General features: G+C 34.4%; 19 protein-coding genes. 10 read left to right on the top strand and 9 right to left on the bottom strand.

The genetic code is table 11. The features are described from left to right. Positions 1-28: 28 nt before the first annotated feature. Together ACM55H_RS01535 and ACM55H_RS01530 are read right to left on the bottom strand one after the other, a co-directional pair. Positions 29-718, bottom strand: a complete 690-nt coding sequence (locus tag ACM55H_RS01535; RefSeq protein WP_416834825.1) for a LytR/AlgR family response regulator transcription factor — start codon at positions 716-718, stop codon at positions 29-31. Next, entirely contained in the window at positions 715-1,770 is a 1,056-nt protein-coding gene (locus ACM55H_RS01530) for a sensor histidine kinase (RefSeq protein WP_416834824.1), read from the bottom strand. Before ACM55H_RS01530 ends, ACM55H_RS01535 begins: the two co-directional genes overlap by 4 nt. A gap of 220 nt (positions 1,771-1,990) precedes the next feature. Between ACM55H_RS01530 and ACM55H_RS01525 the strand changes: the two genes are divergently transcribed. The 7 genes from ACM55H_RS01525 (at position 1,991) to ACM55H_RS01495 (ending at position 7,837) form a co-directional block, all read left to right on the top strand. Beyond that, a complete protein-coding gene (locus tag ACM55H_RS01525; protein ID WP_416834823.1) occupies positions 1,991-3,139 on the top strand; it encodes a DNA polymerase III subunit in 1,149 nt (382 codons plus the stop codon). 4 nt (positions 3,140-3,143) lie between these two features. Next, a complete protein-coding gene (locus ACM55H_RS01520; protein WP_416834822.1) occupies positions 3,144-3,527 on the top strand; it encodes a DoxX family membrane protein in 384 nt (127 codons plus the stop codon). 45 nt (positions 3,528-3,572) lie between these two features. Beyond that, positions 3,573-4,082 carry an acyl-CoA thioesterase gene (locus tag ACM55H_RS01515; protein WP_039108330.1) on the top strand — a complete coding sequence of 170 codons (510 nt, stop codon included), beginning with the start codon at positions 3,573-3,575 and terminating at the stop codon, positions 4,080-4,082. A gap of 204 nt (positions 4,083-4,286) precedes the next feature. After that, the gene (recA, locus tag ACM55H_RS01510) at positions 4,287-5,294 is read left to right on the top strand and encodes a recombinase RecA (protein WP_416835089.1); all 1,008 of its coding nucleotides are present in this window, start codon (positions 4,287-4,289) and stop codon (positions 5,292-5,294) included. Between the two features lie 133 nt (positions 5,295-5,427). Continuing rightward, positions 5,428-5,841, top strand: coding sequence for a hypothetical protein (locus tag ACM55H_RS01505; RefSeq protein ID WP_416834821.1), 414 nt, complete (start codon positions 5,428-5,430; stop codon positions 5,839-5,841). A gap of 17 nt (positions 5,842-5,858) precedes the next feature. Continuing rightward, the gene (locus ACM55H_RS01500) at positions 5,859-6,401 is read left to right on the top strand and encodes an RNA polymerase sigma factor (protein ID WP_416834820.1); all 543 of its coding nucleotides are present in this window, start codon (positions 5,859-5,861) and stop codon (positions 6,399-6,401) included. Beyond that, the gene (locus ACM55H_RS01495; protein ID WP_416834819.1) at positions 6,398-7,837 is read left to right on the top strand and encodes a hypothetical protein; all 1,440 of its coding nucleotides are present in this window, start codon (positions 6,398-6,400) and stop codon (positions 7,835-7,837) included. Before ACM55H_RS01500 ends, ACM55H_RS01495 begins: the two co-directional genes overlap by 4 nt. Here ACM55H_RS01495 and ACM55H_RS01490 read toward each other — a convergent pair. Further along, positions 7,821-8,576: a lysophospholipid acyltransferase family protein gene (locus ACM55H_RS01490; protein ID WP_416834818.1), complete on the bottom strand. Its 756-nt coding sequence runs from the start codon at positions 8,574-8,576 to the stop codon at positions 7,821-7,823. The two genes, ACM55H_RS01495 and ACM55H_RS01490, sit on opposite strands and share 17 nt — an antisense overlap. Positions 8,577-8,711: 135 nt before the next feature. Here ACM55H_RS01490 and trpS point away from each other — a divergent pair, with 135 nt between their 5' ends. Further along, positions 8,712-9,686 (top strand): tryptophan--tRNA ligase, encoded by a 975-nt coding sequence (trpS, locus tag ACM55H_RS01485; protein ID WP_416834817.1) that lies wholly within the window; start codon positions 8,712-8,714, stop codon positions 9,684-9,686. 222 nt (positions 9,687-9,908) lie between these two features. On the opposite strand, the gene ACM55H_RS01480 is transcribed toward trpS, so the two are convergent. Both ACM55H_RS01480 and dprA read right to left on the bottom strand, forming a co-directional pair. Next, positions 9,909-10,217, bottom strand: a complete 309-nt coding sequence (locus tag ACM55H_RS01480) for a GIY-YIG nuclease family protein (RefSeq protein WP_416834816.1) — start codon at positions 10,215-10,217, stop codon at positions 9,909-9,911. A gap of 164 nt (positions 10,218-10,381) precedes the next feature. Continuing rightward, the gene (dprA, locus tag ACM55H_RS01475) at positions 10,382-11,482 is read right to left on the bottom strand and encodes a DNA-processing protein DprA (RefSeq protein WP_416834815.1); all 1,101 of its coding nucleotides are present in this window, start codon (positions 11,480-11,482) and stop codon (positions 10,382-10,384) included. A gap of 102 nt (positions 11,483-11,584) precedes the next feature. Between dprA and ACM55H_RS01470 the strand changes: the two genes are divergently transcribed. Together ACM55H_RS01470 and ACM55H_RS01465 are read left to right on the top strand one after the other, a co-directional pair. Continuing rightward, positions 11,585-12,532 (top strand): HU domain-containing protein, encoded by a 948-nt coding sequence (locus tag ACM55H_RS01470; RefSeq protein WP_416834814.1) that lies wholly within the window; start codon positions 11,585-11,587, stop codon positions 12,530-12,532. 330 nt (positions 12,533-12,862) lie between these two features. Beyond that, complete coding sequence (locus ACM55H_RS01465) at positions 12,863-13,552, top strand: LuxR C-terminal-related transcriptional regulator (RefSeq protein ID WP_416834813.1); 690 nt, start codon at positions 12,863-12,865, stop codon at positions 13,550-13,552. Positions 13,553-13,648: 96 nt separating this feature from the next. Here the strand turns inward: ACM55H_RS01465 and ACM55H_RS01460 are convergent, their stop codons facing one another. From ACM55H_RS01460 to mnmG, 4 genes are all read right to left on the bottom strand, one after another. Then, positions 13,649-15,919, bottom strand: a complete 2,271-nt coding sequence (locus tag ACM55H_RS01460) for a helix-turn-helix domain-containing protein (RefSeq protein WP_416834812.1) — start codon at positions 15,917-15,919, stop codon at positions 13,649-13,651. 296 nt (positions 15,920-16,215) lie between these two features. After that, positions 16,216-16,821, bottom strand: a complete 606-nt coding sequence (locus ACM55H_RS01455) for an OmpH/Skp family outer membrane protein (protein ID WP_416834811.1) — start codon at positions 16,819-16,821, stop codon at positions 16,216-16,218. Positions 16,822-17,065: 244 nt separating this feature from the next. Beyond that, positions 17,066-17,914 carry a class I SAM-dependent methyltransferase gene (locus ACM55H_RS01450; RefSeq protein ID WP_416834810.1) on the bottom strand — a complete coding sequence of 283 codons (849 nt, stop codon included), beginning with the start codon at positions 17,912-17,914 and terminating at the stop codon, positions 17,066-17,068. A gap of 155 nt (positions 17,915-18,069) precedes the next feature. Continuing rightward, entirely contained in the window at positions 18,070-19,941 is a 1,872-nt protein-coding gene (mnmG, locus tag ACM55H_RS01445) for a tRNA uridine-5-carboxymethylaminomethyl(34) synthesis enzyme MnmG (protein WP_416834809.1), read from the bottom strand. Positions 19,942-20,005 lie beyond the last annotated feature (64 nt).

Below are 20,005 nucleotides of genomic sequence, written 5' to 3'. Positions count from 1 at the left end.
GTAATTTTTTAACAATAAAACAAAACACTTATTCTTTATTTATTACAGCAAAAAAAGCACTTTCATAACTTGCACTCACCGGAATTTCTTCTTGATTGATGTAAATTATTTTATTTCGCACTTTTTCAATTTTAGAAATGGGAACAATAAAAGAACGGTGTACTCTTATAAATTCAGCAACAGGTAACTTTTGAAGGATTACTTTCAAAGTCATTCTGGCGACAATAGTTTTTTGATTTTGTATGTGAATTTTAAGGTAATCGTCTAACCCTTCAATATATAAAATATCCGAGAACAGGATTTTTATCAAACTATAATCGGCGCGAATAAAGAGATAGAGTTGCTCCGGATCTTGGTTTTGTAATTTCCATTGCGAAAAGGCTTTTTCCACCGCTTGTTGAAATCGGGAAAATGAGAATGGTTTCAAAATATAATCGGTGGCGCTCAAAGTAAATCCTTCAACTGCATATTCAGAATAAGCGGTAGTGAAAATCACCATTGTTTTATGCGGCAAATTTTTAAAAAAATCAATTCCGGAAATGGATGGCATATTAATATCCAAAAACAATAAATCGACAGGATATTTCTTCAGGTATTTGAATGCTTCCTCCGATTTGGTAAATGTTTTTTGTAAATCGACATATTCGATTTTATCACAAAAACTTTGCAAAATATCCAATGCTGGCGGTTCATCATCAAGAGCAATCGCTTTTATCATCCTACTTTTATCGTTAAGATTACTGTATAATTTTCCTGATTATCATCAATTTTCAACACATGGTTGTTGGGATACAAAAGAGACAATCTCTCGATTGTATTTTGCAATCCAATTCCACTATCTGATTGAATGGATTGCACTTTATAATTAGAAACAAATAAAGTTAAATAATCTCCAACAATTGTAATCCGAATAGCGATATCAGAATTCTGATTTGGATTTACACCGTGCTTGAATGCATTTTCGATAAATGAAATTAAAATAAGTGGCGTGATGTATTTGCCAAAAGTATTCCCTTCTACAACATAATCAACTTTTACGGTGTTGCCCAAACGGGTTTTTTGAAGCTGAACAAAATTATTGATGTAATTAATTTCTTTATCCAAAGCAATAACATCATCATTGGCATTTGTTATGATATAACGCATTAATTCGGATAATTGAACCACTGCATCTGCGGTTTTATCATCTTTTTTTATGGCTAAAGAATAAATGCTATTCAAGGTATTAAACAGAAAATGAGGATTAATTTGTGCTTTCAAAAAAGACAATTCCGATTTCATTTTGTCCTTCTCCACTTTTTGTAACCGAATATTAATGGCAAAAAACAAACTGGAAACAACCCCAATTAAATAGACCAAAGTAGTGTGCCCGTATTGCGTTGGTGGTCCGCCCATTGGTCTTAAAACCATAGGCTTTGGCGGAAGCATTCTTCCCTTTGGTGGGTTTCCGTGTCCAAAATCCAGAAAATTACGTTCCGGATGATCCATAAAAGTAGAAATCCATAGAAAAAACAACAAAAACAGCACAATGATACTAAAATATAGAATCAGTTTTTTTGAAAAATAAACCTTCGGAATTAGATAATAATAATTGAAGTAAAAGAAAAGCAGTAACAGAAAATAGATCAGAAAATAAATTCTATCGTGACCATTAGTTGCTAAATTCGGCAAACTAAAAACACTTCCTGACGAAGTAAATGCATAGGGCAAAAGCATAAATGCTAAGCACAAACAAAAATGCAACACATAAAAGGAAATATCTTTTTTCATAAATCAAACTTAACGATTCAAATTTAAGATTCTACGCTGTAGCATTCAAATTATTACGGTGAAAACGTTAATTATTGAGGTAATTACAAATTATCTTAAACGAATGCGGTATTTGATTATGAAATTCAATCCCTTTTTAAGAATCATTTTGCAAACTTCCTAACGTGAAACTTTGCATCCTAAAATTTTAGACTAAACCATTTTCTGCTATCTTTGCTTCATGCAATTTTCAGAAATTTTAGGACAAGAACACATTAAAAGTCATTTGACAAAAAGTGCTGATTTGGGTAGAATTCCCCATGCACAATTATTTGTTGGTCCAGAAGGAAGTGGTACTTTGCCCATGGCGATTGCTTATGCACAATACATTATCTGCAGCAATCAAAGCTCAGAAAACTCGGGTTCAAACGAAGCTTGCAATATCAAATTCCAAAAAACATCCCATCCGGATTTGCATTTTATTTACCCAACCGTAAGTACCGAAGATGTAAAAACGAAACCTAAAAGCATTGATTTTATCACGGAATGGCGGGAGTTTTTAAACCAAAATCCGTACGGAAGTTTGTTCGATTGGTATCAAATGTTAGGCGTTAAAAACAAACAAGGAGAAATAAGGGTTGACGATGCCCAGGAAATTTTGAAATCGCTCGCTTTAAAATCCTACGAAGGCGGATACAAAATAATGATTATTTGGATGGCCGATAAATTGAATATTGCCGCTTCCAATAAATTATTGAAACTATTGGAAGAACCAACGGACAAAACGGTTTTCATCTTAATTTCAGAAAACGAAGAAGATATCATTCAAACCATCCGTTCCCGATGCCAAGTATTGCATTTTAATGGTTTAAGCGAGAAAGTCATCTCAGAAGCCTTAATTTCAAGAGAAAATATAGAATCTAAAACGGCTATAAAAATAGCACATCAAGCGCAGGGAAATTATAACAAAGCATTGCAATTATTGCAACCGGACAGTGAATCTGTTTTTTTTGAAAAATGGTTTGTTGACTGGGTTCGTGCGGCTTTTAGAGCCAAAGGAAATGCAGCAGCCATTCAGGATTTGATTCAATGGAGCGAACAAATTGCCAGTTTAGGAAGAGAAACCCAAAAGAAATTTTTACACTTTTGTATCGATATGTTCCGTCAGGCCTTGTTGCTGAATTATCAAACAGCAAGTTTGGTTTACATGGAACCACAAGTAGAGAAATTCAAACTGGAGAATTTTGCGCCTTTTGTAAATGGCAACAATATAAATGATATTTTTAAAGAACTTTCGGATGCCATGTATCATATTGAACGCAACGGAAATGCAAAAATTATTTTAACCGATTTATCTATAAAACTAACCCGTTTAATTCACAAAAAATAAAAACATGAACAACATTACTTCTATTTTAATTTTGATTTTTCTGGCAATTACTTTTCTGCAATCCGGTTACGACAAGCTCTTTTATTGGAAAGATAATGTAGACTGGTTAAAAGGACATTTTGCTAAAACACCATTAAAAAATCAAGTGCCTTTGGCCTTACTGAATATTTTAGTTTTAGAATTAATCTCCGGTATTTTATGCATTGTTGGTTGCATCGAATTATTGATAAACAATGGAAGAGTATTTGGCTTTTATGGAGCTGTTTTCTCCTGTATCACTTTATTGATGTTACTTTTTGGACAACGATTAGCCAAAGATTATGATGGTGCCAGAACAATTGTTATCTATTTTATTCCTGCTATAATGGCCGTTTATTGGTTAAACTAAAACCATACTATTTTAAAAAAAAACATTTACTTTTTATACAAAAAAATGACTCCAAAACATCCTTCAGAATCCCTGACGATATTAACCGATTTAGTTTTACCGAGCGAAACTAATCCTTTGAATAATCTTTTTGGTGGCGAATTGTTAGCCAGAATGGATCGCGCAGCGAGTATTGCAGCCGGAAGACATTCTCGAAGAATAACCGTAACCGCATCCGTAAATCACGTAGCGTTTAACAGAGCCATTCCGCTGGGAAGTGTGGTAAATGTGGAGGCGAAAGTTTCCAGAGCTTTCAAAAGTTCAATGGAAATATATATCGACGTTTGGGTAGAAGACCGACAATCAGGAAACCGTACGAAAGCCAATGAAGCCATTTATACTTTTGTAGCTGTTGATGATACCGGAAGACCTGTAGAAGTGCCACAAATAGTTCCAGAAACAGAATTGGAAAAGCAACGTTTTGATGCTGCCCTAAGACGCAAACAGCTCAGTTTAGTTTTAGCAGGAAAAATGAACCCTCATGACGCTACTGAATTGAAGGCATTGTTCGCGTAACAATCTGATATTAGCTTGTTATTTCTTATTGAAATTTAGATTTGAAAATATTCTTGAAAGAGAAAATTTACATCAAAAAAAGAAGTATTTTTACGAAAATAAATGTTCTCACATAAACGAAATTTTCAGGATAATTAGTCATTCTGTCAGTTTCTTACAGTTATAAAATAATACAAATAGATGAAAGAAAAGGTAAAAGAGAAGATGAGTACAGAGAAAGAATCCAAATTAAAAGCGCTACAGCTTACGCTTGACAAACTAGACAAAACGTACGGAAAAGGAACCGTAATGAAAATGGGGGATAAAGCCATTGAGGAAGTAGAAACTATTTCTTCCGGGTCTTTAGGAATCGATTTAGCATTAGGGGTTGGAGGATATCCAAGAGGAAGAATCATTGAAATATACGGTCCAGAATCTTCTGGAAAAACAACTTTGACGCTTCATGCCATTGCTGAGGCTCAAAAAGCGGGTGGAATTGCTGCTTTTATTGATGCAGAACACGCTTTCGATAGAAATTATGCAGAGAAATTAGGCGTAGATATTGAAAACCTAATCATTTCTCAACCAGATAATGGGGAACAAGCACTAGAAATTGCTGAAAACTTGATTCGTTCAGGAGCAATTGACATTGTTGTAATTGACTCGGTTGCTGCTTTGACTCCAAAAAGCGAAATCGAAGGTGAAATGGGAGATTCTAAAATGGGTCTTCACGCTCGTTTGATGTCTCAAGCATTGCGTAAATTAACAGGAACCATCAGCAAAACGCATTGTACTGTTTTCTTTATTAACCAATTGAGAGAGAAAATTGGAGTAATGTTTGGTAATCCGGAAACTACAACAGGTGGAAATGCATTGAAATTTTACGCTTCGGTTCGTTTAGACATTCGTCGTTCTACTCAAATAAAAGATGGCGATAACGTACTTGGAAACAGAACCAAAGTAAAAGTGGTGAAAAACAAAGTCGCTCCGCCATTTAAAATCGCTGAATTTGATATCATGTATGGTGAAGGAATTTCAAAAACAGGAGAAATTTTAGATCTTGCAGTAGAATTTGAAATCATCAAAAAAGCGGGATCTTGGTTCAGTTACGGTGAAACCAAATTAGGGCAAGGTCGTGATGCTGTTAAGTCTTTAATAAAAGACAATCCGGAATTAGCGGATGAATTAGAAGAAAAAATTAAAGCCAGAATAAAAGAAATAGCAGAAGCATAAAAACTAAAACCCGAAATTTATTCGGGTTTTTTTATTTTTACACGCAACCTTTTTCAAAAAATTATATCTATTAAAAAACAGCTTCACCGTCATTTAAAGAAGCTGAATAGTATAAATTTAAAAAATGAAAAAAATGAAAAAATTTGCTCTGTTTATTCTGTTCGTTACTACCCTGACAGGATGCTCTCTTGATAATGGCAATCAAGATACTTACACTTATGAAGTACTTCCTGTAGATAGTTATACCTTACCTGAAAAATTTACATTGGGAAATACCTATGAAATAAAATTAAAATATACAAAACCTTCTTCATGTCATTTTTTTCAAGGCATTTATTACAGTAAAGAACTAAATACACGAACTATAGCTATTCAAGCTGCGGTAAAGAATGGTCAAGTTTGTACGCAATCAATCCCAACACCGTCAGAAGCGTCTTTTAATTTTTATGTAACCAATACTGGTTCGTACATTTTTAAGTTTTATAAAGGGAAAGATGCCACTGGTAAAGAGATTTTCGAAGAAGTAGAAGTTCCTGTAGTCAACTAACAAATAGAATAAATTCTGTGGGATTAGATCAAATAATTAATGACTGTAAAAAAAGTTGCTCCAAAGCTCAAGAACAATTGTATCAATTGTTTGCTAAAAAGTTTTTTGGAGTATGCTTGAAGTATTCCAGTAATTATGCTGATGCCCAAGACAATTTACAAGATGGGTTCCTAATTATCTTCAAAAAAATAGAACAGTTTAGCGGCAAAGGCTCTTTTGAAGGCTGGGCCAAAAGAATAATGATAAACAATGCGCTCCAAAAATACAAAGGCGTCCGATACATGGAGGTTATCAATGAAAATATTCCTGACGAGGAAGTTGAAATTGATGATGAGAATATCCCGATTGAATATTTAATGCGAATCATTCAAGAATTACCTGATCAATATAGATTAGTATTCAGCCTCTACGTTCTCGATGGTTATTCTCATAAAGAGGTCGCAGAAATGCTTAAAATAACTACAGGAACCACAAAATCGAATCTTGCCAGAGCACGGTTGATTTTAAAAGAGAAAATAGAAGCATATACAAGAATTGAAATAAAGTCATTGGCAAAATGAACGACAAAAAAAACATAGACCGACTGTTTCAAGAAAAATTCAAAGATTTTGAAGCAGAACCAGACGATCAAGTTTGGATAAACATAGAGGAGGCTTTAAAGGAAAAAGAAAAAGAGCGAAAAATAATTCCGTTTTGGATGCGATTTTCAGGAATTGCCGCTGCTTTTATTTTAGGCTTATTTGCGTTAAACATAGTCTTCAAAACGAATACTGAAATTAAAAACAGTATCGTTTTAGACCCGAAAACTTTGGATAAAAAATCGGAAAAGAAGGAATCCATTCCAAATAAAACTGAAAAAGAGAACAGCCCATTCGAAATAAAAAATAGTCAACAAGTAGTAATAACTAACCCAAAAACCGTTAGAAACCATGAAAAAGAAATTACAACTTTTACTCCATCAAAATCCATTGCTGACAAAAAGAAAAATCAAAATAATACTAACCTTTATTTCTCAAAAAATAATTCACCGCTAAAACAAGCAGCTACAGGAAGAGGCATCATTAATTACAGCCCGTTAATTGCGGATAAAAACAGAGCACAAAATCCAAATTCGTTTGAGAACATTCAAAATCAAACGCAGGAAAAAAAGGCGCTCCAAGAAAAAGAGGAATCTAAAATTGCTGGTATAGAATCTAAAAAAGAACCGGCAATTACTCCGGAATCCCCAAACGAATTAGAGGAAATTCTAAAAACGAAACAAGCCGAAAAACAAACTGTTGTTCTTAGTAACAAAAACAAATGGCAAATTATACCCAATGTTGCCGCGGTGTATCTGAATTCAAATTCGGGCGGATCTCCTATTGACCCTCAATTTTCGAAAAACGAAAAAACGGCCGATAATAGCCTAAGTTTTGGTATTGGAGTAAATTATGCCGTTTCTAAAAAAATAGCCATACGGACAGGTATTAATAAGCTTACGTTAGGATACAACACCAATAACGTTGTTTATTCATCGGGGTTATCAAACAATAATTTGGCAAATATCAATTATAGTTCAAACCAATTAATTGAGATTAAAAACGAATCTGCCCTTAATACGCTAATCACTTTTGAAAAAGACTTGCAAAAAACTAATACCGGCGCATTAAATCAAAAAATGGGTTATTACGAAGTGCCGTTGGAACTTTCGTATGCCGTTTTAAACAAGAGATTTGGCATTAACATAATTGGAGGAATAAGTACATTATTTCTAAATCAGAATAAAATATCATTGGTTTCCTCTGATACCAATGTTAAATTAGGAGAAGCAAAAAATTTGAACGACATTCATTTTAGTACTAATGTTGGATTGGGATTTAAATACCAATTGGTAAAATCATTTCAAATTAATTTTGAGCCTATGGTTAAGTATCAATTGAATACCTATTCCAAAAACTCCGGAGATTATAAACCCGTTTTTATTGGCCTGTATTCGGGAATTATTTATAATTTTTAATAGAATCGAAAGCAATTAATTGGGTATAAATTGTTTCACGTACTTCTTCGCGAATTTCTTTTCTATCCAATCCGGTTTTGCCTAAAGTGTCAACATGGGAATGAATTTTTACTCGCATAAGTCCTGGGCTTCCACTGAAAAAGGAATATGAAAATCTTTTTTTATTGTCTGCAAAAGTAATAGGGACAATGGGAATTTCATGATCAATTGCTAATCTAAAAGCACCATCTTTAAAAGAATCCAATAAAACCGATTCATCATCCGGAACGCCTCCTTCGGGGAAAATACAGATACTCAGTCCTTGATTTATTCTTTTTTGTGCCCGATTAAAAACTTCCATTTTACTTTTGGAACAACTTCTATCCACCAAAATACAGGTTCTTTTGTAGAAAAATCCAAACAAAGGAATTTTTGATAATTCTTTTTTGCCTACAAAAACAAATGGATTTTTAATTGTGGCAAGCATCAGCATAATATCGGCCATTGAGGTATGATTAGCAACAATCATATAGCTTTTATGCGACTCCAGTTCTTGATTTTTATCTATTTTATAATAAAAACCCATTCCAAAAAGAATACATTTTGCCCAAATACGAGCCATCTTAAAAAAATACGGATAACCTCTTTCCGTCAGGATTGATAGTACTAAGAAAGGAAACATTACTAATATAGGAATGGCCATCAAAATATAAAACCACACACGCCATAACGTCCAAAAAATAATTTTTATTCCTCTCATGACGTCAAAAATAAGGAATCATATGTTAATATTATTAAAAGAATTAAATTTGAAAATTATTTATAACATAAAAACTAGAAAAACCTTGCGAACTTTGCGAAAAACTTTGCAACCTTTGCGGTAAATAAAATTATAATGGCAAAAATACTTACTGGTGTTCAAAGCACAGGAACGCCACATTTAGGCAACTTACTTGGCGCAATCATTCCCGCAATAGCATTATCTGATAATCCTGAAAACGAATCGTTCCTTTTCATTGCCGATTTACATTCGATAACACAAATAAAAAACGGAGAAACCTTAAGAGCAAATACCTACAGCACGGCTGCCGCTTGGTTGGCTTGTGGATTAAATGTAGATAAAGTAGTTTTCTATAGACAATCTGATGTGCCCCAAACAGCCGAGTTATCATGGTATTTGAGTTGTTTTTTCCCTTTTCAACGCTTAACATTAGCACATTCTTTCAAAGATAAAGCCGACAGACTCGAAGATGTAAATGCTGGTTTGTTTTCCTATCCAATGTTGATGGCTGCCGATATTTTATTATACGATGCCGAGTTTGTTCCCGTAGGAAAAGACCAATTGCAACACCTTGAAATTACACGCGATGTAGCGTCTCGTTTCAACCACCAAATGGGAGAAACTTTTGTACTTCCTGAAGCCAAAATTCAAGAAGACAGCATGCTTATTCCTGGAACCAATGGAGGGAAAATGAGTAAATCTGCCAATAATATTATCAATATTTTCCTGGATGACAAAGCGTTGCGTAAACAAGTCATGAGTATTGAAACCGATAGCACGCCGCTTGAAGAACCTAAGAATCCAGATACATGTAATGCTTTTGCTATTTATTCTTTATTGGCAAATGAAGAACAACTAGCCATTATGAGAGCTAATTATTTGGGTGGAAATTATGGTTACGGTCACGCCAAACAAGCTTTATTTGAATTGATAACAGAAACATTCAAAACTGAAAGAGAAAAATACAATTACTACATGAACAATCTTCCTGAAGTAGACGCTTTACTCAAAAAAGGAGCCGAAAAAGCGACAGTTGTTGCCAATGGCGTTTTGAATAGAGTGAGAGTAAAATTAGGGTTTGAGGTTTAAAAAATCATTATTTATTAAAAAAAGGCCTAATGCAATTGCATTATATTTGTAATTCACCACTTAATTTGTCACGCTGGAAGCGTCTCAATTAATTTTCTCTCGTGCATTGAGACGCTCCAGCGTGACAAACATAAGTAGAGCGTGTTTGTTGCTTATAAATATTGTACCAACAATTTTTTTCTTAACTATTTGTCACGCTGGAAGCGTCTCTAGATTAAACAATTAAAATAAATCGTTTAAAAAATTCCAATCTGGATTAATCGTATTAATTAATATTTCTTTTTTATCTCGTTTCAAATCTTTAATTTCTTTCTCACGAGCAATAGCAAGCTGTATCCAAGTAAAATGCTCATAATAAAGCAAAAATTCAACATTATATCGTGCAGTAAAACTATTTGGATTTGTTTTTTCTTTATGTTCTTGCAAACGTCGTTTTAGGTCATTTGTGACGCCTGTATATAGCACCGTTTTATTTTTATTAGTCAATATGTAAACATAAAAATTGTAAATGCCTTCTGTGTATTCTATCATAATGTACTCTTAAAATCTATTGTTATTGCTCTCATAAATTTGAGACGCTTCCAGCGTGACAAACTAAGTAGAGTGTGTTTGTTGCGCATCAATATATTACCAACCCATTTTTTCTTGCTATTTGTCACGCTGGAAGCATCTACATTTTATGTTTTTTATTTTCGCTAAATCGCCTCAAACAATTTCCCCGGCAAAGGTCGAATCACACCTTTGAGTTCCATATTCAAAAGCATTCCTGAGATTTTATAAATAGGAAAATCACAACGCAAAGCAATAATATCCATTACTTCTTTTCCCGTTTTTAAAAGGTAATCATAAACTTTTTGTTCCTCTTCTTCCAAAGTCACAAACAATTGTTTTTGTACTGTTTTTACTTCTTTCTCCAAATCCCAATTCAAGATATAAATTAAATCGGCGGCGCTGGTGAGCACATTTGCTTTTTGGGTTTTAATCAGGTTGTTGCAACCTTGGCTGTATTTGTCCGTAACACGTCCCGGAACGGCAAAAACATCACGATTGTAATCATTGGCCATGTTGGCCGTAATCAACGAACCACCTCTATCGGCTGATTCAATTACGATAGTGGCTTCGGTCATTCCTGCAACGATTCTGTTTCTGCGAACAAAATTTTCTTTATCTGGATTCGAGCTGCTCCAAAACTCGGTCATAAAACCACCATTTTGTTCTACTTTGGCGACATACTTTTTATGCGTTTTAGGGTAAATTTGGTTTAAACCATGTGCTACAACCCCTATCGTTTGCAAATTATTTTCCATTGCCAGTTGATGTGCCACAATATCCACACCGTAGGCAAAACCACTTACGATTATTGGATCCAGCGGTGCCAAATCTTCAATCAACTTTCTACAGAATTCCATTCCGTAAGACGTGATTTGACGCGTGCCTACGATACTGATTATTTTTTTGTTTTTTAAATTGATATTACCCGAGGTAAATAATAAAAGTGGTCCGTCGATACAATGTTTCAAACGTTCGGGATATCCTTCATCTTGAAAATAGACGGCATTAATATCATTCGATTTTATGTATTGAAGCTCTTGATTCGCTTTTTCGAACACTGATTTGTCTTTTAAATTTTTCAGTAACATAGAACCTACGCCATCAATGGCGGCGAGTTGTCCTGTTTTTGTATGGAAGACTTCTTCGGCACTTCCGCAATGCGTAATCAGTTTTTTAGCCATAATATCACCCACACCCTCTACTCTTTGCAGGGCCAATAAATAAAATAAATCTTGTTCTTTCATGCTAATCATTTGTGAGTGAAATGTATAAAATTTAAAGCGGATTGTTAATAAAAATTGTGAATAAAATTTTGATAACTATTTTCGTTGTATAACTTTGTAAGTATGAAAATCGAACTATACATCGCGCAGCTTTTATACCGTTATCAATGTGTAACCGTTCCGGGATTCGGAGCTTTTTTGACCGAAACTCAGTCGGCTCAGTTGAATGAAAGCACAAATTCATTTTCTCCACCAAAAAAAATGATTTCTTTCAATGCTAATCTAAAGAATAATGATGGATTATTAGCCAATCATATTGCTCAAGCTGAAAAAACATCTTATGAATATGCCGTAAGCGCTATTCAGTATGAAGTTTTTACTTGGAAAAAAGCATTAGAAGAAAACAACTTATTTTCTATAAAAAACATAGGCGATCTTTCTTTGAATGCCGATAATAATTTGGTTTTCAAAGCTTACGATCAAACCAATTATTTGGCAAGTTCTTTTGGTTTAGCTCCTTTTGTTTCTCCACTTGTAAAAAGAGAAATCTTCGAAAAACAAATTGAAACAATTGAAGAAAAAGAAACAATTCAATTGGTTCCTGAAACAAGAACCGCAAGTCCTTATTTAAAATATGCAGCGATTTTCGTATTAGGATTAGGCCTTACAGGAAGTGTTGGTTATTCTATTTACCAAAACCAAATTGCCTCAGAAACAATGCTTGTTGAAACTGCTGTTCAAAAACAAGTGCAAAATAAAATTCAGGAAGCTACTTTCTTTATCAAAAGTCCAGTTCCAGCTGTAACATTATCAGTTAAATCAGCCGTTAAGGAAGTAAAAATGTCCTATCATATTATGGCTGGTGTTTATAGAGAAGAAAAAAATGCAACTAAGACATTTAATCAATTAATTCATTTAGGATACAAAGCCCGTCGTATTGCTCCTAATAAACATGGATTATTTCCTGTCCTTTACGGAAGCTATTCTACTTTTGCAGAAGCGCAAAAAGCACAATCTGAAATTCAGAAAAACCACAATCCTGAAGCTTGGATATTGATTGAATCACTATAATAAAAAAACCTATTTTTAACCGAATAGGTTTTTTTGGAGCTATTTCCTGTTATCCACTACAATCTTGTGGTGGCAAAAGCCAAGCCTCCACAAGGATTTTCGTTTCTACCAGGGCTAGGGCATTTTGTCTCCAAAAGAAAACTAATTGTTTAGAAATTACAACTCTTGATTGATTCGTCTCTGTTAAAATTAAAATCACTAAAACAGATTTGTTCCGATATAATTCCTATTTTACCATACTATTAAATTCCAAATATAAAAAAATCATCCTTTAATGAATTTAGTGTTATATGGAAACCTATAACAAGAACTAAAAAGTCTGGGGAAGAATTGACCATTGATTTAGAAGTACACAAAAAACTGTTCAACTTATTTCAAGTTGGAGATTTTTACTATATGATTCTAAATGTTCCTGAAGCAAATTTAGAATTTGTAAGTGAACATTTTGAAAAAATGCTGGGTGTTAGCGCAAAAGACTTATCGCTTGCCGATTTTTTTGACAGAATTCATCCTGAAGACCAACCCATTGTTTTGAGTTTTGAAAATTTTATTGGCACTTTTTTCGCTAATTTACCGATAGAAAAAATCCCTTTTTATAAAATCAGATACGATTTTAGAATAAGAAAAGCCAATGGCGACTACTTACGTATTTTACAACAAGTAGTGGTGATTGATTATGATGATGATGGCTTTTTCTATAAAACCTTAGGCGTTCATACCGATATTTCGGATCTCAAAACCGAGGGTAAACCTTTACTTTCCTTAATAGGTATTGATGGAGAACCGTCTTATATAAACATTGATGTAGAGCAAAAATATACTGCTACTTCCTTTTTGTCAAAACGGGAAAAACAAATTATCAATTTGATGATTGCAGGAAAAATAAGCAAGGAAATTGCTAACGAGTTGTCTTTATCCCAACATACTATTGATACCTACAGAAAGAAATTACTCAAAAAAACAGCAACCTCCACTACCGCTGAACTCATTGGAAAAGTAATCCGGGAAGGTTGGGTCTAAGTAAAAGAGTTCAACTTATGACAGTTGAACCCTAATTATTCAATTAACCCAATCAGATCTTGAAATCACTGATTAAGCTATTTATGGTTCTTATTTTTAATTCAAACTCGCCTTAAACATTTTCAGTTCGTCCCAAGTAAACTTCTCGCCTACTTGTTCCTTCAAATTATTCAAAGATTCCTCTTTGTAGCCTCTAAAAGCTTCCGCTAGTTCGCGTAACTTATCTTCTGGTAAAACATCTGTAATAGCAATCGTTCCTGCTTGAATAAGCCGTACTAAATGCCCGTCGATGGTTTGTATGGTTAATTTTCTGATTGCAGCGATTTCGGCAATTGAATTCTTCTCCAGCCACAATTCATAGGTTTCCTGCACGGTAGATTTCTTAGATTCTTTTTTATCTGATTTCCTTTTTGAAGTATAACGCTCAATATCTTTATCATCATCAATCAAAGTGATATTCAATTTCTTGAATTGATTTTGAATCGCTTCCGTTTTTCGGCTGATGTAGTTTTTAATTTCTGACGAAGTCAATTTCTCTTTCGAAATAGTTTCACCAGCAACAACCGTTTCTATCAATAGTTTGGCTTTCATTAATCGCAAAACGGCTTTAGACTGCATTTCTTCCAAAACGATTAATTCATCATAAAAGGCTTTTACTTTCTTGATTCGTTTTACTTCTTCCAGTTTCCAAAGGATTTCAAAAACCAAATCATCCATTGGCTCCAGAAAATAACCAAATGCCGCTTGGATTCTTTCCGAAATATGGTTTAAATCGGCGGTTTCTTGGCTGAATAATTTATTCAATTGAGATATAAATTTTTTGGATGGATCCAAAAGTTGTTCGATGACTTCCGTTTGCTTTTTGGCCCAAACCGCATGTTTGGATTTCTCTGAACTTTCTGATTTTTCCGAATAGCTGAATCTATGATTGCGCCATTCCTGAGCCAAATCAGCCCAATCGAAGCTGTTAATCAAATAATTGTGAATGAAATTTTTGGTTTCAAAGTGCAGTGCATTTTCTAAAAATGAATCCGAAGCTTTATTGAGTGAATAATCCATCACATCCTGATCATTAGAAATTCCATTCATTCGCAGCGGAGAAAGTAAAATAAGCCCTTCTAACGAGCGCAAACGTGATAATGCTACATACGCTTGTCCCGGAAGAAAAACTTGCGAAACATCGAGCGCAGCTTTGTCAAAGGTCAATCCCTGGCTTTTATGAACCGTTATTGCCCAAGCTAATTTTATCGGATAATGAACAAAAGTTCCTAAAACCTCTTCTTCAATTTCTTTGGTCATTTCGTCTACTTTGTAACGAATATTTTGCCATTCGTATTTTTCGACTTCAATGGTTTTGTTTTCTTCAGGAAAATAAACCAAAATTTCATGGCTCGAAAGCGATTTGATAACGCCCATTTTTCCGTTGAAATAATTTTTATCAAAAGACAAATCATTTTTGACAAACATGATTTGCGCTCCCACTTTCAACTGCAACTTTTCTTCTACCGGGAAAATTTTCTCTGGAAAGTCACCCACAATTTCCGGTTTATAAACCACCAACTTTCCCTCTAAATCTTCCAAAGCCTGCGCATTCATTGAATCCGCTTTGTTGTTATGTGTAGTTAAAGTGATGTACCCTTTATTGGCTTTTAAATCAAAATCCGGTTTTACATATTGATTTAAAGTTTGAATATCTTCTTGAGAAATCTGGTTGTTACGCAGGTTGTTTAAAACTGCAATAAAAGTATCATCGGTCTGACGAAAAATCTTGGATAATTCAATATACAACGGTGGATTTTGCTGCACGACATGCGAATGGAAAAAGAATTTCCCTTTGTAATATGTTTTTAACGTTCTCCATTCTTCATCCCGAATTACAGGAGGCAATTGCAACAAGTCCCCAATAAACAATACTTGAACGCCACCAAAAGGGGTACTTTTTTTACGGACGGTTTGCATCATATAATCCATAGCGTCCAATAAATCAGCGCGAAGCATACTGACTTCATCAATTATCAATAATTCCATATTCCGAATTACGGATTTCTTCAAACCGCTCATTTTGAAATGCCTGCGCAAAGTAGCTTTGGTTTCAAATTTGGTGCTTTCAGAAAATTGAAGGGAAGAATTATCAGGAATAAATCCTCCAAACGGCAACTGAAACATGGAATGTATCGTTACGCCGCCCGCATTTAACGCGGCAATTCCCGTAGGAGCAACAACAACGGTATTCTTGTGCGTAGTTTGGATAATTTCGCGTAAAAGTGTGGTTTTTCCAGTTCCTGCTTTTCCGGTAAGGAAAACAGATCGATGGGTTTGATTGATGAATCGTAAGGTGTAGACAGCGGCTTCAGAAATTGTTTGCATTAGGCGTGTATATATAAAGCTAAAGTATTGAAAATAGGATTCATATTTTAATTTTTGGAAGACAATTTATGTCTTGATTTCACAATTTTTCAGCCCCGATAGCAGCGAAAATCCTCGAGATTTAGAAAGTGATTTTTTCTAGCCTGAAAAGAGCGACCGCAGGAAGCTCCTTTTATGGGTAAGAAAAAAACGCTTTCTAAACGAGAGATTAAAGCGAATAGCGGGAAATTGCTTCAAAAAAAATGCCTCCAATCTAAATTTTAGACGAAGGCATTCATTTGAATTAATATAAAAAATTATTTTTTAGCTTCTTCTTTTGGAGTTGCAGATTTGTATTTATCGTTCAATTCTTTAATGATCTCTTTTGTTATATCATATTTGTCTTCAGCATACAAAATTGAAGCTGCGTCGCCTGTTCCGTAGATATAAGAGTATCCTTTTTCTTTACCGTAAGTTTTGATGAATTTTTTTACACCGCTAACCAACGAATCCATTTCTTTTCCGCTTTCTTGTTGCAACTCTTGTGCTAATTGTTGTTGTGCAGCACCTAATTGTTGCTCTCTTTTTTGCAATTCAGCTCCTTTTTGTTGTGCCCAAGCTTGACCGTTAGCCTGCGCTTGTGCTTGAAAACCTGCTGCTTCTTGTTTGAAACGATTAATTTCAGCTTCTAACTGTCTTCCTTTCTCTTCTGATTTTGCTTTATATTTTGCTTCTAGATCTTTTGCTTCTGTATATTCTTTCATCAACACTGAAGTATCTACGTAAGCTGTTTTTACTTCCTTAACTTCTGCAACTGGTTTGTTACAAGATACAAGTGAAATTGAAAGTGCGATAATTACTAATGCTTTTTTACTCATATTTTTAATATTTCTTTTTTGGTATTCGTGAATCTTCGATTTCATTTTGATGAATTTCTAGTTTTAAGTATTGGTGACAAAAATATAAAAAAATAGATAGCATTGACATAAAGTTTGAAAAATGCAAAATATTTATGATATAAGATTTGATTATTATAATTGATAAATGCATAATTTATGACTATTAAAAACAAGCTTCATATCTTTTAAATAAACGAATTAGTTTAAAAATCCGACAAAGACTTCAATTCGCCCAAAAAACGTCGTTTAAATGCGCTTAAAATGCTTTTTAGTTGTTTTTTAGGATGTAAATGTGCGAGGAATACTCCAAATCACTCGTCGCCTCCCAATTGGATTGTAATCCGACGAAAAAGGCCTTGATGAAATTCATTTTCCCTGTTTTGTATTTTTCTGAAAGCAAGCTCACATAAAAAGAATCAAATTTCATAGGAAGTACTTTTACCAATTGCATTTCCTCTTTTTCAAAAAGCATTTTTATTGCCTTTTTTGAAAAATGCCAAAAATGAATTGGCACATCATAAGCCGCCCAAAATTTTCCGTAATGTTTTGCGTCAAATGATTTGAAGTTTGGAACCGCAATTATTAAAGTTCCGTGTGGTTTTAATAATCGTTTTAATTCTTTTAATTGCTCGTCTAAATCTGGAACATGTTCCAGAACATGCCACATCGAAATAACGTCAAAAGAATGACTTTCTAATTCGCTTGTTTCATTAACAAAGGAAACACCTTTCTGTTTTGCAATCGCTTTAGCTTTATCACTTGGCTCCACTCCTATGGTATGCCAGCCGTTTTCTTTAGCCACTGATAAAAAATCACCAGTTCCTGCGCCAATATCTAAAATACTTCCTTTATTAGGTTGTAACGAATTAATTAAATTCAGTTTGTTTTTTAGTGCAATGCTTTTTACAAAATGATATGCTTTTTCAAACAAGGATCGCTTACTGTCTGTATGGGAAATGTAATCCACGCTTTCGTAATACTTTCCTAAATTTTCTAAACTGGGTTGCGGATGTGTGATTAACATATCCAACTCTTCGTCGTGATATAAATCAAATGTTTCTTGAGAAACGGAATAATCTTTAACGGTTAAAAAATGCTTTTTATTTGAAATATCCATATTGTTAATTTTCAGTTTTCAGTCGCAGTTTACAACTGAATCCCTTTATATATAATGCAAATTTGATTTTGTTTCACGTGGAACGTATTGATTTTCGATTGTAGATTAACGATTTTTGATTGCAGATTTAAATCAAAAATCGTTAATCACAGATCTTATCGTCCCATATAAATCAACAACACCGAAACATCACTTGGCGAAACGCCACTAATCCTTGATGCTTGAGAAATGGTTACCGGGCGAATCTTGCTTAATTTTTGTTTTGCTTCAATTGACATTGATTTGATTTTATTATAATCAAAATTCTCAGGAATTTTCACATCTTCTAAGCGCGTCAGTTTATCTGCGTTATTTCTTTCCTTTTCGATATAACCCGAATACTTCACCTGAATTTCGGCTTGTTCTAAAATTTCCTGATCCAAATCATTCTCCGCAACATAAGCAGCCACTTTCTCAAACTTCATGATGTCTTCCAAATCAATTTGCGGACGAGAAAAAACTTTAAACATTTTGTCTCCCTGAGTAATCAGAGCGGTATCTTTTGATTCCAAAATAGGATTTGCTTCCGTAATAGAAACACTCGTTTCTTTGAAGAAAGCCACCATTTTTTCAGATTCATTTAATTTGTGTTCCATTCTGCGCAAACGTGCTTCAGAAGCCAAACCAATTTCATGCGACATTGGTGTCAATCTAAAATCAGCATTATCCTGACGAAGTAACGTTCTGTATTCCGCACGAGAAGTAAACATTCTGTATGGCTCTTCCGTTCCTTTGGTAATTAAATCGTCAATTAAAACTCCAATATATGCTTCGTCTCTTTTTAAAATTAATGGCGCTTTTTCATGCACTTTCAAATGCGCATTGATTCCGGCCATCAATCCTTGAGACGCTGCTTCTTCATATCCGGTTGTTCCGTTTATTTGCCCTGCAAAATACAATCCTTCAACAAGCTTTGTTTCCAAAGTATGTTTCAATTGTGTCGGCGGGAAATAATCGTATTCGATTGCATAACCCGGTCGAAAGAATTTCACTTTTTCAAATCCGACAACAGAACGTAACGCTTTGAATTGAATATCCTCAGGAAGCGAAGTTGAAAAACCATTTACATAAACCTCACAGGTATTCCATCCTTCTGGCTCGACAAATAACTGGTGTCTTTCTTTATCAGCAAAACGATTAATTTTATCTTCAATTGACGGACAATATCTTGGTCCAAGACTTTTTATTCTCCCGTTAAACATTGGAGAACGATCAAAACCTTCTCTCAAAATATCATGTACCTCAAGGGACGTATACGTCATGTGACATGATTTCTGAATAACCAACGGCGAAGTCACATCTGAATACGAAAACTTATCTGGCTTAGCATCCCCTTTTTCCTCATTCATTTTAGAATAATCCAAAGAACGTCCATCCACTCTTGGAGGCGTTCCTGTTTTCATTCTTCCTGCTTGAAAACCGGCATTCACTAAATCTTCAGTAATTCCATAAGCAGCACTCTCTCCTGCTCTTCCACCACCAAATTGTTTTTCGCCAATATGAATCAATCCATTTAAGAAAGTTCCATTGGTCAACACAACCGATTTAGATCGAATCTCAACTCCTAACGAAGTGCGAATTCCTTTTATTTTTCCGTTTTCAATAATCAACCCTTTCACCATCTCCTGATAAAAATCAAGATTTGGAGTTCCTTCCAACATCATTCTCCATTCTTCGGCAAAACGCATACGATCACTTTGAACGCGCGGCGACCACATTGCGGGTCCTTTGGACTTGTTCAGCATCTTGAACTGAATCGCAGTTCTGTCAGAAACAATTCCGGAGTATCCGCCCAATGCATCAATCTCGCGCACAATTTGCCCTTTGGCAATTCCACCCATCGCAGGATTGCATGACATCTGGGCAATGTTCTGCAAACTCATTGTCACCAATAAGGTTTTCGAACCCAAATTTGCAGCAGCAGCAGCAGCCTCAGAACCGGCATGTCCTGCGCCAACAACTATCACATCATATTCATCTAGAAACATTTTTTCGTATGATTTAATCCTTCAATTGTATTCCGGATTGTAATTTTGAAATCTATTTTTTGTT

Source organism: Flavobacterium cryoconiti, from assembly GCF_048158645.1.
GTDB lineage: Bacteria > Bacteroidota > Bacteroidia > Flavobacteriales > Flavobacteriaceae > Flavobacterium > Flavobacterium cryoconiti.
The sequence above is the reverse complement of the archived record's forward strand: the minus strand, read 5'-3'. Positions and strand labels throughout refer to the sequence as shown.

Excerpts from the sequence above, each read along its gene's own strand:
- ACM55H_RS01535 (WP_416834825.1), bottom strand. The coding sequence starts at position 718 with ATGATAAAAGCGATTGCTCTTGATGATGAACCGCCAGCATTGGATATT.
- ACM55H_RS01530 (WP_416834824.1), bottom strand. The coding sequence starts at position 1,770 with ATGAAAAAAGATATTTCCTTTTATGTGTTGCATTTTTGTTTGTGCTTA.
- ACM55H_RS01525 (WP_416834823.1), top strand. The coding sequence starts at position 1,991 with ATGCAATTTTCAGAAATTTTAGGACAAGAACACATTAAAAGTCATTTG.
- ACM55H_RS01520 (WP_416834822.1), top strand. The coding sequence starts at position 3,144 with ATGAACAACATTACTTCTATTTTAATTTTGATTTTTCTGGCAATTACT.
- ACM55H_RS01515 (WP_039108330.1), top strand. The coding sequence starts at position 3,573 with ATGACTCCAAAACATCCTTCAGAATCCCTGACGATATTAACCGATTTA.
- recA (WP_416835089.1), top strand. The coding sequence starts at position 4,287 with ATGAGTACAGAGAAAGAATCCAAATTAAAAGCGCTACAGCTTACGCTT.
- ACM55H_RS01505 (WP_416834821.1), top strand. The coding sequence starts at position 5,428 with ATGAAAAAATTTGCTCTGTTTATTCTGTTCGTTACTACCCTGACAGGA.
- ACM55H_RS01495 (WP_416834819.1), top strand. The coding sequence starts at position 6,398 with ATGAACGACAAAAAAAACATAGACCGACTGTTTCAAGAAAAATTCAAA.
- ACM55H_RS01490 (WP_416834818.1), bottom strand. The coding sequence starts at position 8,576 with ATGAGAGGAATAAAAATTATTTTTTGGACGTTATGGCGTGTGTGGTTT.
- trpS (WP_416834817.1), top strand. The coding sequence starts at position 8,712 with ATGGCAAAAATACTTACTGGTGTTCAAAGCACAGGAACGCCACATTTA.
- ACM55H_RS01480 (WP_416834816.1), bottom strand. The coding sequence starts at position 10,217 with ATGATAGAATACACAGAAGGCATTTACAATTTTTATGTTTACATATTG.
- dprA (WP_416834815.1), bottom strand. The coding sequence starts at position 11,482 with ATGAAAGAACAAGATTTATTTTATTTATTGGCCCTGCAAAGAGTAGAG.
- ACM55H_RS01470 (WP_416834814.1), top strand. The coding sequence starts at position 11,585 with ATGAAAATCGAACTATACATCGCGCAGCTTTTATACCGTTATCAATGT.
- ACM55H_RS01460 (WP_416834812.1), bottom strand. The coding sequence starts at position 15,919 with ATGCAAACAATTTCTGAAGCCGCTGTCTACACCTTACGATTCATCAAT.
- ACM55H_RS01455 (WP_416834811.1), bottom strand. The coding sequence starts at position 16,821 with ATGAAATCGAAGATTCACGAATACCAAAAAAGAAATATTAAAAATATG.
- ACM55H_RS01450 (WP_416834810.1), bottom strand. The coding sequence starts at position 17,914 with ATGGATATTTCAAATAAAAAGCATTTTTTAACCGTTAAAGATTATTCC.
- mnmG (WP_416834809.1), bottom strand. The coding sequence starts at position 19,941 with ATGTTTCTAGATGAATATGATGTGATAGTTGTTGGCGCAGGACATGCC.